15 protein-coding genes are annotated in these 13,566 nt (G+C 63.1%); 8 read left to right on the plus strand and 7 right to left on the minus strand.

What is annotated here, in order from left to right:
• Nucleotides 1-17 precede the first annotated feature (17 nt).
• Complete coding sequence (gene lepA, locus NKI06_RS09645) at nucleotides 18-1,823, plus strand: translation elongation factor 4 (RefSeq protein WP_023687530.1); 1,806 nt, start codon at nucleotides 18-20, stop codon at nucleotides 1,821-1,823.
• Between the two features lie 855 nt (nucleotides 1,824-2,678).
• Here the strand turns inward: lepA and NKI06_RS09650 are convergent.
• Entirely contained in the window at nucleotides 2,679-2,888 is a 210-nt protein-coding gene (locus NKI06_RS09650; RefSeq protein ID WP_352520685.1) for a YegP family protein, read from the minus strand.
• 499 nt (nucleotides 2,889-3,387) lie between these two features.
• Between NKI06_RS09650 and NKI06_RS09655 the strand changes: the two genes are divergently transcribed.
• From NKI06_RS09655 to NKI06_RS09665, 3 genes are all read left to right on the plus strand, one after another.
• Nucleotides 3,388-3,897: a hypothetical protein gene (locus tag NKI06_RS09655; RefSeq protein ID WP_352985042.1), complete on the plus strand. Its 510-nt coding sequence runs from the start codon at nucleotides 3,388-3,390 to the stop codon at nucleotides 3,895-3,897.
• A 297-nt stretch (nucleotides 3,898-4,194) separates the two neighbouring features.
• Nucleotides 4,195-4,542: a hypothetical protein gene (locus tag NKI06_RS09660; protein ID WP_352985044.1), complete on the plus strand. Its 348-nt coding sequence runs from the start codon at nucleotides 4,195-4,197 to the stop codon at nucleotides 4,540-4,542.
• 318 nt (nucleotides 4,543-4,860) lie between these two features.
• On the plus strand, nucleotides 4,861-5,232 hold the full coding sequence (locus NKI06_RS09665; RefSeq protein ID WP_023728764.1) for a hypothetical protein: 372 nt from the start codon (nucleotides 4,861-4,863) through the stop codon (nucleotides 5,230-5,232).
• A 189-nt stretch (nucleotides 5,233-5,421) separates the two neighbouring features.
• On the opposite strand, the gene NKI06_RS09670 is transcribed toward NKI06_RS09665, so the two are convergent.
• Nucleotides 5,422-5,742 carry a hypothetical protein gene (locus NKI06_RS09670; protein WP_023681249.1) on the minus strand — a complete coding sequence of 107 codons (321 nt, stop codon included), beginning with the start codon at nucleotides 5,740-5,742 and terminating at the stop codon, nucleotides 5,422-5,424.
• A 163-nt stretch (nucleotides 5,743-5,905) separates the two neighbouring features.
• Between NKI06_RS09670 and mbfA the strand changes: the two genes are divergently transcribed.
• Nucleotides 5,906-6,889: an iron exporter MbfA gene (gene mbfA, locus NKI06_RS09675; protein ID WP_352985045.1), complete on the plus strand. Its 984-nt coding sequence runs from the start codon at nucleotides 5,906-5,908 to the stop codon at nucleotides 6,887-6,889.
• Nucleotides 6,890-7,048: 159 nt separating this feature from the next.
• On the opposite strand, the gene NKI06_RS09680 is transcribed toward mbfA, so the two are convergent.
• The 3 genes from NKI06_RS09680 to NKI06_RS09690 all read right to left on the minus strand — a co-directional run bounded on the left by NKI06_RS09680 (nucleotide 7,049) and on the right by NKI06_RS09690 (nucleotide 8,035).
• Nucleotides 7,049-7,393, minus strand: coding sequence for an antibiotic biosynthesis monooxygenase family protein (locus NKI06_RS09680; RefSeq protein WP_352985046.1), 345 nt, complete (start codon nucleotides 7,391-7,393; stop codon nucleotides 7,049-7,051).
• Nucleotides 7,390-7,746, minus strand: coding sequence for an NIPSNAP family protein (locus NKI06_RS09685; RefSeq protein ID WP_023673248.1), 357 nt, complete (start codon nucleotides 7,744-7,746; stop codon nucleotides 7,390-7,392). The genes NKI06_RS09680 and NKI06_RS09685 overlap by 4 nt, the downstream gene beginning before the upstream one ends.
• Nucleotides 7,747-7,831: 85 nt before the next feature.
• Nucleotides 7,832-8,035, minus strand: coding sequence for a DUF1127 domain-containing protein (locus tag NKI06_RS09690; RefSeq protein ID WP_023687540.1), 204 nt, complete (start codon nucleotides 8,033-8,035; stop codon nucleotides 7,832-7,834).
• 69 nt (nucleotides 8,036-8,104) lie between these two features.
• Here NKI06_RS09690 and NKI06_RS09695 point away from each other — a divergent pair, with 69 nt between their 5' ends.
• Nucleotides 8,105-8,809, plus strand: a complete 705-nt coding sequence (locus NKI06_RS09695) for an ArsR/SmtB family transcription factor (protein WP_352985048.1) — start codon at nucleotides 8,105-8,107, stop codon at nucleotides 8,807-8,809.
• 232 nt (nucleotides 8,810-9,041) lie between these two features.
• Here NKI06_RS09695 and ligD read toward each other — a convergent pair whose 3' ends face one another.
• Nucleotides 9,042-11,552: a DNA ligase D gene (gene ligD, locus NKI06_RS09700; protein ID WP_352985050.1), complete on the minus strand. Its 2,511-nt coding sequence runs from the start codon at nucleotides 11,550-11,552 to the stop codon at nucleotides 9,042-9,044.
• 11 nt (nucleotides 11,553-11,563) lie between these two features.
• Complete coding sequence (ku, locus tag NKI06_RS09705; RefSeq protein ID WP_352985051.1) at nucleotides 11,564-12,430, minus strand: non-homologous end joining protein Ku; 867 nt, start codon at nucleotides 12,428-12,430, stop codon at nucleotides 11,564-11,566.
• Nucleotides 12,431-12,775: 345 nt separating this feature from the next.
• Here ku and NKI06_RS09710 point away from each other — a divergent pair, with 345 nt between their 5' ends.
• The gene (locus NKI06_RS09710; RefSeq protein ID WP_196813601.1) at nucleotides 12,776-12,925 is read left to right on the plus strand and encodes a hypothetical protein; all 150 of its coding nucleotides are present in this window, start codon (nucleotides 12,776-12,778) and stop codon (nucleotides 12,923-12,925) included.
• A 179-nt stretch (nucleotides 12,926-13,104) separates the two neighbouring features.
• A complete protein-coding gene (locus NKI06_RS09715; protein WP_352985052.1) occupies nucleotides 13,105-13,527 on the plus strand; it encodes a thiol-disulfide oxidoreductase DCC family protein in 423 nt (140 codons plus the stop codon).
• The last annotated feature ends 39 nt before the right edge of the window (nucleotides 13,528-13,566 follow it).

Below are 13,566 nucleotides of genomic sequence, written 5' to 3' on the forward strand. Positions count from 1 at the left end.
CTGCTAAAGCGCGCGCCATGAGCACGCCTCTCGACCACATCCGCAATTTCTCCATCGTCGCCCATATCGACCATGGCAAATCCACGCTTGCCGACCGGCTGATCCAGTCCACCGGCGGGCTGGAGCTGCGCGACATGAAGGAGCAGGTGCTGGACTCGATGGACATCGAGCGCGAGCGCGGCATTACCATCAAGGCGCAGACGGTGCGGCTGAAATACCGCGCCAACAATGGCGAGGACTATATCCTCAACCTCATCGACACACCCGGCCATGTCGACTTCGCCTATGAAGTGTCGCGCTCGCTCGCCGCCTGCGAGGGCTCGCTGCTGGTCGTCGACGCCTCTCAGGGCGTCGAGGCGCAGACGCTGGCCAATGTCTACCAGGCCATCGACAACAATCACGAGATCGTCGTGGTGCTGAACAAGGTCGACCTGCCGGCCGCCGAGCCCGAGCGCATCCGCGAGCAGGTCGAGGAAGTCATCGGCATCGACGCCTCCAACGCCGTGCTGATCTCGGCCAAGACCGGCCTCGGCATTCCCGATGTGCTGGAGGCAATCGTCCACCAATTGCCGCCGCCGCGCGAAGGCGACGCGTCGGCACCCCTGAAAGCCATGCTGGTCGACAGCTGGTACGACGCCTATCTCGGCGTCATCGTCCTGGTGCGCATCATCGACGGCGTGCTGAAGAAGGGCGCGACCATCCGCATGATGGGCACCGGCGCAAAACACCTGGTCGAGCGCACCGGCGTGTTCACGCCCGCCCGCATCAATGTCGACGAGCTCGGCCCCGGCGAGTTCGGCTTCTTCACCGGCTCGATCAAGGAAGTGGCCGACACCCGCGTCGGCGACACCATCACCGAGGACAAGCGCCAGACCGCGCACGCCCTGCCCGGCTTCAAGCCGGCGCAGCCGGTGGTGTTTTGCGGCCTGTTCCCGGTCGACGCCGCCGATTTCGAGGATCTGCGCGCCGCCGTCGGCAAATTGCGCCTCAACGACGCCAGCTTCTCCTATGAAATGGAGACCAGTGCCGCGCTCGGCTTCGGCTATCGCTGCGGCTTCCTTGGCCTGCTGCATCTGGAAATCATCCAGGAGCGGCTGGAGCGCGAGTTCAACCTCGACCTGATCGCCACGGCGCCATCCGTCGTCTACCGGCTGCTCTTGACCGATGGCTCGATGAAGGAGCTGCACAACCCGGCCGACATGCCCGACGTGGTGAAGATCTCGGCGATCGAGGAGCCGTGGATCCGCGCCACCATCCTGACCCCCGACGACTATCTCGGCGGCATTTTAAAGCTCTGCCAGGACCGGCGCGGCATCCAGGCCGACCTGTCCTATGTCGGCAAGCGCGCCATGCTGATCTACGATCTACCGCTCAACGAAGTCGTCTTCGATTTCTATGACCGGCTGAAGTCGATCTCCAAGGGCTACGCCTCGTTCGACTACCACCTCACAGACTATAAGGAAGGCGATCTGGTGAAGATGTCGATCCTGGTCAATGAGGAGCCGGTCGACGCGCTGTCCATGCTGGTCCACCGCACGGCGGCGGAAAAGCGCGGCCGGCAGATGTGCGAGAAGCTGAAGGAGCTGATCCCGAACCACCTCTTCAAGATCCCGATCCAGGCCGCGATCGGCGGCAAGGTCATCGCCCGCGAAACCATCTCGGCGCTGCGCAAGGACGTGACCGCCAAGTGCTACGGCGGCGACGTGTCCCGCAAACGCAAGCTGCTGGACAAGCAGAAAGAGGGCAAGAAGCGGATGCGGCAGTTCGGCAAGGTCGATATCCCGCAGGAGGCGTTTATCCAGGCGCTGAAGATGGGGGATTGAGAGGCCGGTTGGCGCGCAGAGCGCGCCAAGTCATCGATCCGGTGGATCGATGACAGGCTTCGAAAGCGGGGGAGCTGCCGGAGGCAGCGGGCTCCACGCCAGCGCGGCGCTGAAGCTGCGCCGTGGCATTATTCTCCGGGCGGCGGCGCGGGGTGATCCTCGGGGGGAGGCGGAGGTTCGCCCAAAGCGGCAGCGATCTCTCGGAAGATCCCGTCTACGTTCGTGAAAATCAGTCGCCCCAGGTCAATAACGTCCGACGCGTCGCCAAGGCGAATGAAGCGCATGGTCCTCAGGCACAAGACAGCCATATCGTCAGGCCCATTGTCCGCTGCTTGATAGGCTGGCTGAATTGAAGATAGGATCGCTCGGACCAATCTTGGTTCCAGTCGTGGCGTCGCGGTATTCCAAACATGTATTGCGACAGACTGGTCTCCAACCCGGAGGCCAAAGTTCGGCGTGAAGTTGACTGAAAACGTTTCTTCAGGGCTTCGCACCGTAGCCGCAGCGAATTCCAAAACTGCGCCTGGATTCAAAGTTCTCCAGGCATTCAGCCGCTCGAGACCAAGTTGCGCAGATCGCCTCTCCGGCGCTTTTGTAATTGCCAGTGTCGCCGCCAGCAAACTTTCTAATGGCTCTCCAGCCATCAAGCGCCGGCAGGACCGGCGAAGGCTACTATGAAAATCATAGCCTCCCTCTCTTGGCGTAGATCTTCGACGCAGCTCAGTTCGCTGCGGCCGATCGTTCATATGGACAACTCTTAGGAAGGCAGAAATTCCAAAAGATGGCATTGGATGCGCCCTTCTCAGACCCTCGAATAATGAAATGGCCCGCTGGCAGCGGGCCATTTCATATTCATCATGCGGCGTTCTCGAGATTCGCCGGGTACCAGACCAGGCTGTTGGTAGACGCTTTCATGATGTCGATACCGCGCTCGGCATCGACACGGCGCTTGTAGCCTTCGCTGCTTACGGAGATAGTCTCGCCGTTCGCAGCTTCGTATGTCCAACGCCATTCACCACGATTGTCCTTGTACAACCAGTACGAGGGGTAAGTACGCTGCGCCATAGGAGTCACTCCTTGATTGGCGTAAGCGAACGTCAGGCTTGACCATGGCGGATTATTCTGATTCAACATCAGTGTACCAAATACGCCATACCCCGCGCCTGACGTCCAATCTTGTGCGGATTAGAACTCTGAAACCGTCGCGGCTCGCCAGCTTTGCGGCGGTTTCTTGATTCTGGACGGCTTCAAGATGCGGTTAAGCTATGCCGAGAGTCAAGGCATGACTAATAAACCATTAACGGAAGCTAATGGTTTCGGGATTTCCCCACTAAGTACAAGCGCTTACGCAACTCCTCCCAGCGGGGATAACTCAGCGCAAAGCGATCCCGCTCCGACGAACAATACTTCTTGTTTTCTAAAAAGCAAACATCATGAAGAGGTCTGATTCTATCGCACTGCAACATAGGTCCACATCACTGACGCTTTATTGTAAGGCGACCATCGCCAAGTTTTGCGATCACCCTACCCTACGGTATCCCCGCCCGGCTCAGGGAGACACCACATGCGCACCACTTCAGACACCGTCACCGCAATCGGCCTCGCCATCGGCGGCGCCTTCGGCCTGGCCGGCACCTTCGTCACCAGCGCTCCGATGCGTGAAACACTCTGGGCGATCGACGGCGTGGCGCTTGTGATGGCAACCGCGCTGCTGACCATGAAATACCAGCGGCTGGGCAATGACTGCATAGCTGCCGGGTTCCTCACCTTCCTTGCCGGCGAGAGCTTGCTGATGGCCGGCAATGCGGCGGGGCTGGAGGCCAGCGTTCCCTCCTATGTCGGCATCTCGCTGTGGGCGGCGGCGCTCGTCCTGATTGGCGCGGCGAACACTTTTGCCCTGTGGATGCGGCTCACCGGGCTCATCGCCGCCATCCTGTTTGTCGTGACCGTGGCCATGGTGCTGTGGGGCGCGCCCTTGCTGCCGACCTCGGCGCCGCTGCCCGCCGCCGGCTATCCGTGTTTGGTGCTGACCTTTGCCGGCTGGATATGGACGTTGCTGAAGTCGCCGAGGTGATTGACGCGATCCGACGGCTGGCGCCGCAGGGTGAAGGTGGGGCAGTAGGGGGCGTAGGGTATCACGAGGCCGCCCCCTCATCCCGGCCGCTTCGCGGCCACCTTCTCCCCGCTGGGGAGAAGAGGCGAGCACCAGCGCCGAGCGAGCTCCTCTCCCCTCGGGGAGAGGTCGGATTGCCCCGAATTGCCTTTCGCAATTCGGCTGGCAATCCGGGTGAGGGGGACTTGCCTAGCCGTGGCTCTAGGCCCGGCCCTCGCGGCGTGCGACCCTCGCATCTCCGATTCGGGACCGCCCATCATGCTCCGCCTCACCCTTGCCGCCCTCCTCATCGCCACGCCGGCGCACGCCGCCGATATGGCGTTCTTCGTCAAGAACCTGCGCAGCCAGGCGGTGGCGGTGGAGTTGTTCAGCCGGGATCGCAAAATGTCGTGGCCGGGCGGCGACCAGGTGTTTCTGATCGAGCCCAGCTCGCAGAAATCGGTGCCGATCTCGTGCAATCCGGGCGAGAATATCTGCTACGGCGCCTGGGTGAACGGCAATGATGCGATTTCGGCCGGGGTGGGGCCGGATAATGACCGGCCTTGCGATACGTGCTGTTTCATCTGTGTGGAGAAAACGACCGAGACGATCGATCTGGTGGAGTGAGGGGCGGGGCGCCGAAGCTGCTGATCTCCCCCCTCGTGGGTGAGATGTCCGGCAGGACAGAGGGGGGCGCGAAGGATCGCCAGCGTATGGATCAGCAAGCCTAAAATTGAAATGACGCGGCTGCAGGAATGAGAGGTCGGCGGGACAGCGCCCCCCTCTGCCTTGCCAGGCATCTCCCCCACGAGGGGGGAGATCAGCAGCTCCACCAACCTCTCCCAATCCCCCCAAAATCAGTCAGCCGCTCCCCTTCAATGTCAGCCGCCGTCATGCAATGCTGGCCCCCTCGGCCGGGGGGCCGATTGCCTCGGGGGAAACGCCATGTCTTTCACTTGTCTGCGCCGCATCTTCGTCGCGCTGTCACTTGCCGCGATGTTTGCGCCGGCAGCGCACGCCGCCGACATCACCTTCGCCGTCAAGAACAGCCATCCCAACGCCATGCGCCTCGAGCTCTACAGCCAGGACCGCGACTATGTCTGGCCGGGCAACGACAAGGATTTTTATCTCGACGATGGCGAGACCAAGCAGATCCCGGTGTCCTGCGACGAAGGCGAGTCCATCTGCTACGGCGCCTGGGTCGACGGCGACGAGGGAACCTATTGGGGCGTCGGCCCCAACAACAAGGAAAGATGTGAGGATTGCTGCTACACCTGCAATGGCGGCGAGACGGAGGAAATTGAACTGACGCCGTAGGGCGGGCGAAGCTGCTAATCTCCCCCCTCGAGGGGGAGATGTCGCCGAAGGCGACAGAGGGGGTCGCCTCGCGTGAAGCGCTAGCCCTCCATCTGCCGCGCAGGACGTCGAGCCCGGTCGGACCGACCCCCTCTGCCTTGCCAGGCATCTCCCCGGGGGGAGATCAGATGTCGCCTTGGCTTTCGCCAATTATCCCAGCAATGCCCTCTGCCGCTTCGGCCCGCCCGCCTTGCGCCAGGAATTGAACCGGTGCGTCGCGGCGGCAAACGAGATCTTCATCTGCTGGGCGACCGAGTAGCGCGACTTGCCTTCGTCGAACAGGCGGTAGCAGCACTCGACGCCCTCCTCGGTCAGCTTGCCGTCGGGCGCCTTGTTGTGCGGATTGGCGGGGTCGAATTTCTCGACCTGCTGTTCGACCAGGCCTTTCAGCCGCTGCAAATCGGCCTCGATGCTGGCGATCAGATCGAGGACGGGTTTCGGATCGAAGTGGTCATGCGGCTTTGCCGTCATCTTGCTCATGCCTTTTGCTTGCGTGTCGCGACAATATAGGCGAACATTTGCCGATAATGAAGGGCGCGTTGCAATCCGGCGCTTCAACATTTCTTGACCGGTGATTGACCGCGGAGATTGCAGCGCCTAGTTTAGAATTGTTCTAAACTGGGGTGAATTTCTCATGCTTTCCCGTGTCTTCGGTTTCGGCCGCCGTCCTTTCGAAACGCTGTCGGAACAGGAGATCCTGGCCCTGGCAATTTCATCCGAAGAGGATGACGGGCGCATCTACCGCGCCTATGCGGACGGGCTGGCGGACAGTTTTCCGCAATCGGCGAAAGTGTTCGAGGCGATGGCGGCGGAGGAAGACGGCCATCGCGATTCCCTGATCGAGCTTTACCGCAAACGTTTCGGCGAGCGCATTCCGCTGCTGCGCCGCGAGCACGTGAAAGGCTATTACGAGCGCAAGCCCGACTGGCTGGTGCGGCCGCTCGGCATCGAGCATGTGCGGCGCCAAGCCGAAGAGATGGAGCGGCAGGCCTATCGCTTCTATGTCGAGGCGGCCAAGCGCACCGGCGACGCCTCGACCCGAAAACTGCTCAACGACCTGGCCGCGGCCGAGCAAAGCCATGAGAATTCGGCGCATCGGCTGGAACAGAAACTCGTGCCGGGCGAGGTGAAGGACGAGGAAGCCAGCGCCGAGCAGCGCCAGTTCATCCTGACCTATGTGCAGCCGGGACTGGCCGGGCTGATGGACGGCTCGGTGTCGACACTGGCGCCGATCTTTGCCGCGGCGTTTGCCACCCACGACACCTGGCAGACGCTGCTGGTCGGCCTCGCCGCCTCGATCGGCGCCGGCATTTCGATGGGCTTTACCGAAGTCGCTTCGGACGACGGCAAGCTGTCGGGGCGTGGCTCGCCCATCAAGCGCGGCCTGACTGTCGGCATCATGACGACGCTGGGTGGCCTCGGCCACGCGCTGCCTTACATCATCCCGCATTTCTGGACGGCGACGGCGGTGGCGGCCGTGGTGGTGTTCTTCGAATTGTGGGCGATCGCCTTCGTGCAGAACCGCTACATGCAAACCCCGTTCCTGCGCGCGGCGTTTCAGGTGGTGCTGGGCGGGGCGCTGGTGTTTGCGGCCGGGGTGCTGATCGGGAATGCGTGAGCGCCAAGCGCCCCCTCACCCAGCCTCCGCTTCGCTCGGCTGACCTCTCCCCGAGGGGAGAGGAGATTTTCGAAGCCTGCGCCAGTCTCTTCTCCCCAGCGGGGAGAAGGTGGCCGCGAAGCGGCCGGATGAGGGGCCTGGCGCGACGCCGATACCTAGTCACCCATTCACCGCCCTGCTATCCTCTGGCGCCTCGTCCCTCTCCGTCAGCCCGTAATCCCGCACCACATGCGCAATGCGCAGCCGGTAGCCGGCAAAGATTCCGCCACGGCCGGCCTTTTGCGCCTGCCGGTGCTCTTCCGTGTTGCGCCAGGCTTTCACCGCTTCCTCGTCGCGCCAGAAGGACAGCGACAGGACCCGGTTGGGATCGCCCAGGCTCTGAAACCGCTCGATCGAGATGAAACCGTCTATGCCGTCGAGCAGCGGCCGCAGTTCCGCGGCGATACCGAGATAGGCATCGCGCTTTCCCTCAGCCGGTTGCACCTCGAAGATGACAGCGATCATATCTCCTCCTTGACCGCGGTCTGGAACAGCTGCCGCGGTCCATGCGGCCCCGACACCAGCTTCAGGAAGATGCGGTCCTCTTTCAAGATGAACTTTTCGCGGCGGGCGAATTCGTAATTGGCCTTGCCCGCCGGATCTGCGGCGAGACGGGCGCGATAGGCTTCGTAGGCGGCGAGGCTGTCGATGTTGTAGGCGGCGTAGGCGGTGGTGGCCGAGCCCTCATGCGGGGCGTAGTAGCCGATCAGATCGGCGCCGCAGCGCGGGATCGCCTGGCCCCAGGCCTTGGCATATTGCTCGAAGGCCGGCTTGCCGAACGGGTCGATCTCATAGCGGATGAAGCAGGTGATGGTCATCGTGATCTCCGGGTTTTCTGCGTGGATAGTTCGAGCGGCTTCGAAACGTTGTGCTGCCGGGTCTGCTAGGCAAACGTGCTGGCTGTCAGGCCTGCCAGAAGGATTTTGCGCATTCGCGGCGCACATCCTCACGGGTCAGGCCGAGATCGCGCAGCAGATGGTCGTCGATCTCCGCGAGGCCGAGCCGCTGCAGGTGGCGGTCGTACCAGCGGGCGAGCAGCCGCCGTTGCAGCCAGGTGACGAATGGAAAAGGCCGGCGGCTGGCGAGTGGGGCGGAAGCGGTTGGCATCGGCGTTCTCCTTGATCCCGCCCGACAATAATGCTTATCTGACGAGAATGCTTCGATGGAGACCTAACTATGCGTGAAGGACCCGACATTGCCCGCATCGCCAGCCTGGTCGGCGATCCGGCGCGGGCAAACATGCTGAATGCGCTGATGGGCGGCACGGCTTTGACGGCCAGCGAACTGGCGCTGGAGGCCGGCGTGTCGCTGCCCACCGCGTCCTCGCATCTGTCGAAACTGATGGAGGGCGGGCTTTTAACTTTGGCCAGCCAGGGACGGCATCGCTATTACGGCCTCGCAGGGCCGCAGGTGGCCGGCATGATCGAGGCGATCACCGGGGTGGCCGAAGCGGTCGGCCCCAAGCGGGTGCGGCCCGGCCCGCGCGACGGCGCCATGCGCGTGGCCCGCGTCTGCTACGACCACCTCGCCGGCGAACAGGCGGTGGCGATGCTCGACCGACTCGTCGCGCGCGGCATCCTGTTGCGCGACGACAAGGAGATCAGGCTCGGGGAGACCAGGCCGGGGGAGATCCGGCTGGGGCCGTCGGCCGCATCGCATTTTTCCGCCATCGGCGTCGATGTCGGCGCCAAGGCGCGCCGGCCGGTCTGCCGCGCCTGCCTCGACTGGAGCGTGCGCCGCTCGCACCTTGCGGGAACGCTGGGCGCGGCTATTCTGGACAAGATCCTGGCGGAGAAATGGGCAAGACGGGAGAAGGACAGCCGCGCGGTGGTGTTTTCACCGCCGGGGAAGCAGGCGTTCGAGCGGGTGTTTTTAGCGTAGAGGTTCGGCGGCGCTAATTGGGCGACGCTGGCGGGACAGCACCCCCCTCTGGCCTGCCGGCCATCTCCCCCTCAAGGGGGGAGATTAGGCGCTCAACAGCTTTCGCCAATCTCCAACGTAGCAACAATGAACGAAACCTCGAAGCTGCCCAATCTCCCCCCTTGCGGGGGAGATGTCCGGCAGGACTGAGGGGGGTGGGAAGGATCGCTACGTTTGCGAATGTGCCGATGGCTCACCCCCGCTTCAACACCTTCCCCTCCTTGAAGAAATCCGCCCACGGATCGGCCTGCGCTAGTTCCTTCAGCGTCGTCTTGCCCCCGATCGGGAAGGAATTCGGCGCCAACCCTTTTTCAACCTCCGCCCACGTCACCGGGATCGACACCGTCGCGCCCTTCTTGGCGCGGGAAGAGTAAGGCGCGACGGTGGTCGAGCCCCTGCCGTTGCGCAGATAGTCGACGAAGATTTTTCCCGTGCGCGCCTTTTTCGACAGCGTCGCGGTGTAGCGGTCGGGCGCGGCCTGCTCCAGCGCCTTGGCGAAATCATGCGAGAAGGTTTTGACCGCCTCCCAGTCCGCAGACGGCTTCAGCGGCACCAGCACGTGATAGCCCTTGCCGCCTGACGGCTTGACGAAATTCGGCAGCGACAGATCGTCGAGCTTGCCTCTGATGTCGAGCGCGGCCTCGCGCACCGCCTTGACGTCGACGCCTTCATCGGGATCGAGATCGAAGATGATCTGATCCGGCTTTTCCAGCGCGTCGATCTTGCAGCCCCAGATGTGGACCTCGACCACGCCATACTGGACCAGAGCGGCAAGGCCGTCGAAATCGCGGATGAACAGGATTTCCTCGCCATCGGTCGGGTCCTTCATCCGGGCGATCTTGTCGCTCATGCCGGCCGAAGCATGTTTCTGGAAGAAGCGCGGGCCGCCGATGCCATCCGGCGCCCGGACCAGGCTGAGCGGCCGGTTGACGACGAACTGCTCCATGCGCGGCCAGACCAGCGCGTAGTGTTCGAGCAAGGTTTGCTTGGATATTTTCTCCTCGGGCCACAGCAGCTTGTCGGGATGGGATAGTTTTACGCTGGTCGTAATCGTCGCGGGCGCCTTAGCCCCGGCGGCCTTGCCGGCGCCGCTTGCCGCCGGCTTTGCCTTGTTCGCCGCGCTCGATGGCTTTTCCTGCACGACTTCCTCCGCCGGCTTGTCCTCGCGCAGTCCCTGGAACGACGCGTGGCGTATTATACGGTCCGACGTCCAGCTGCGGAACTCCACTTCGCCGACAAGTTCGGGCCTGACCCAGACCGAGCCCTTGCCCTTCGGAACCGCGGCGGCAAAGGGCGAGGCGTCTGCCTTCAGAGCATCGAGTTTTTTCTTCAAATCGGTGGCGCTCCTGGCTGTGAAGCCCGTGCCGACGCGGCCGGCGTAGTGGAGCTTGCCGCCCTCGTGGTAGCCGACCAGCAGCGAACGCAGGCCGCGGCCGGTCTTGTCCGAGGGCAGATACCCGCCGATGACGAATTCCTGGCGGGCCGTGCATTTCGATTTCACCCAGCTTGGGCCACGGCCGCTGCGGTAGGGAGCATCGGCGCGCTTGGAGACGATGCCTTCGAGGCCCATGCGGCAGGCGTGCTGCAGCATGATCTTGCCCGGTTCCGCGAAATGGTCGCTGAAGCGAACAGCGGCATTTTCGGCTGTCTCGCCGAACAGCTCCTGCAGCGCCTGCTTGCGCTCGACCAGCGGCTCGCGGCGCAAATCCTTGCCGTCAAGCCGCATCAGGTCGAACACATAGTAGGTGAAGCGGTCGGTTCGATTGGCGGAGAGATCCTGCTGCAGCAGCGAGAAGGACGAAACGCCGCTGTCGGCGAGCACGACGATCTCGCCATCGATGATGGCGTCGCTGCATTTCAGCTGGGCGAGTTCCGCGACGATCTCGGGGCCGAATTTCCCCGTCCAGTCGAGGCCGGTGCGGGTCAGCAGCCGCACCTCCGTGCCGGCGATCTGCGCCTGCATGCGGTACCCGTCGAACTTCACCTCATGCAGCCAGTCCTCGCCGGGCGGCGCCTCGCGCTCCAGCGTCGCCAGCTGCGGCTCGACGAAGTCGAGGCGCTTGCCGGCTTTCGCCTTGCTGGATGCCGCGGGCTTGTTTGAGTGCCAGACCTTCGGCTTCTTGCCGTCGGCGGTCTTGCCTTCCGCGACCTCTTCGATGGTCAGGCCGGACTTCACCGATTTCGGTGCGTCCTTCAGGATATCCTCGCCGGGGCGGGCGGCGGCATCGTCGGATTTGATCAGCAGCCAGTTGTCGCGCTTTTCGCCCGGGCGGGGTCTTAACCTGACCAGATGCCACCGCCCATTCAGCTTCTGGCCGTTGAGTTCGAAGTCGATATGGCCCTTCTTCATCGCCTTGGCGGGGTCGATCTCTGGCGTCCATGTGCCTTCGTCCCAGACGATGACGGTGCCGCCGCCATACTCGCCCTTGGGAATGGTGCCCTCGAAGCCGGCATAGTCGATCGGGTGGTCCTCGACATGCACGGCCAGCCGCTTTTCGTGCGGGTCGAGGCTCGGGCCTCGCGTCACCGCCCAGCTCCACAACACGCCCTCATGCTCGAGGCGGAAATCATAGTGCAGCCTGGTCGCGTCATGCTTCTGGACGACGAAGATGCCGCCGGGCTGCTTGCCGCGCGCGACCTTGCCCGCCGGCTCGGCCGTCTTCTTGAAATCGCGCTTGGACTGATATTGTTCGAGGCTGGCCACGGCGCCGACCCTCAAGCCGACTTGCGCTTGGGCGCAGAAGCTTTCGCCCTGCCGCTTTTTGCCGCCGGCTTGGCCTTCTTCGCCGGGCCTTCCGCCTGGCCGCTATCGGACAGGCTCTTCTTCAGCGCGTCGAACAGATTGACGACATTGGACGGCTTGGGCGCGGCCTGCGCTTTCGGCGCCTTCTTGCCGGCCTTCTTGGCGCGGATCAGTTCGAGCAGCGCGTCCTCATACTTGTCCTCGAATGTCGACGGATCGAACTTCCCCTTCTTCTTGTCGATGATGCGTTCGGCCATATCGGTCATCTCCTGGTCGGTCTTCACCGCCTTGATGTCGCCGAAGATGCTCTCCGGCTCCCGCACCGTGTTGCCGTAGCGCAAGGTGGTCAGCACCATGCCTTTGCCGCGCGGCTCGATGACCACGGGCCGCTCACGGCTATAGAGCACGACGCGCGCCAGCCCGGCCATCTTCTTGTCCGCCATGGCATCGCGAATGACGGCAAAGGCCTCCTCCGACACCTTGTCGGCGGGCGTGACATAATAGGGCGTGTCGAGATAGATCTGCTCTATCGAGGCTTTGTCGACGAAGCCGTCCAGCGCCATCGTGTGCGAGGACTCGATCTGCACCGCTTCGATCTCTTCGTCCTCGATATGGACGAACTCACCGGGGCTCACCTCATAGCCCCTGATCTCGTCGCCATCGCCCAGCGGCTTGCCGGTTTCAGAATCGACATAGATGCGCTTGACCGTGTTGCCGGTCTTGCGGTTGAGCACCCGGAACGAAACTTTTTCGGCGTGGGTGACGACGTTGGTCAGTTCGACAGCGCAGGTGACCAGCGACAGTTTCAGATAGCCCTTCCAGGCGGGGCGAGGTGCCATGGCGAACTCCTGCGCGATGCGGTTCAAGCGAGAACGGGCAAGGCCCGTTCCGGTTCCGGGCGCGCAACCAGGGGCATTTCGGCAGCGAGCATGGAAATTTCGAGAGGCTCGCCAAATCTGAAACAGAACCGCGCCCAAGCGACATCCAGACGAAACATATGTGATGCAAAAGTCACAATGCCGGAAATGGCGACGAACCACACCGAAAGACCCCCAAACAGCCGCATTCCGGCCACGAAGCATGGGGTTTTCGACCAAAGATTAACATCGTGTTCACCGACTATTCACGCCTCGACACTATGATCCCCGCAATCGGACGGGACATCCGAAAATCGGGACAGGGACTTGAGTAAAATGAAATTCTGGGGCCACATCGCCGGCTATGCCGCCGCCATCCGCGAGTTCATCGCGCCGACCTATCGGCCGGAGCGCTACTACATGCGCGGCCCGGGTCCGGCCTGCGCCCGTCGCGGCAGCTCGCTCGGCGCGCATTGATCATGACGTTCGAAACGCGTCACGACAGCCGGATCTGCAGACCGGAGGCCGATCCCCGCGCAACCACCTATCGCGCCGAGCGCCCCGCGCTGGCCGCGAGAAGCCGTGCGACAACGCCGCGGCTTTGATCCCTCTGCCGGCGGCCTTAGTGTCTGAAGACACAAGCTGCCGGACGTCCCGTGACTTCTTCTCCTGAACCCTTCGATGCCAGCCAGCCATTGATCGTTTTCGACGGCGTCTGCGTGCTGTGCTCGGGCTTCGTACGCACGGTGGTCAGGATCCACGGCAAAAACCGCTTCCGCTTCGCCACCGCGCAGTCGCCCTTCGGCGAGGCGCTGTTCCAGAGATACGGGTTGCGCACCGACAGCTACGAGACCAATCTGGTCCTTGTCGGCGGCGCTCCCTTCATCCGGCTGGACAGTTTCGCGGTGATGGCCGAACTCGGCTGGCCGTGGCGGGCGGCGAAAGCGCTGCTGCTCATCCCGCGCCCCTTGCGTGACTGGCTCTACGAACGCATCGCCAAAAACCGCTACGCCATGTTCGGCCGCAAGGACAGTTGCGAGATCCTGTCCGCCGCGATACGTACGCGCGTGATCGGCTAATCGCATGTCACCCAAAAGTGACCTCGGTTCCGGGAACGA

The organism is Mesorhizobium sp. M0772 (assembly GCF_040320135.1).
Classification (GTDB): domain Bacteria; phylum Pseudomonadota; class Alphaproteobacteria; order Rhizobiales; family Rhizobiaceae; genus Mesorhizobium.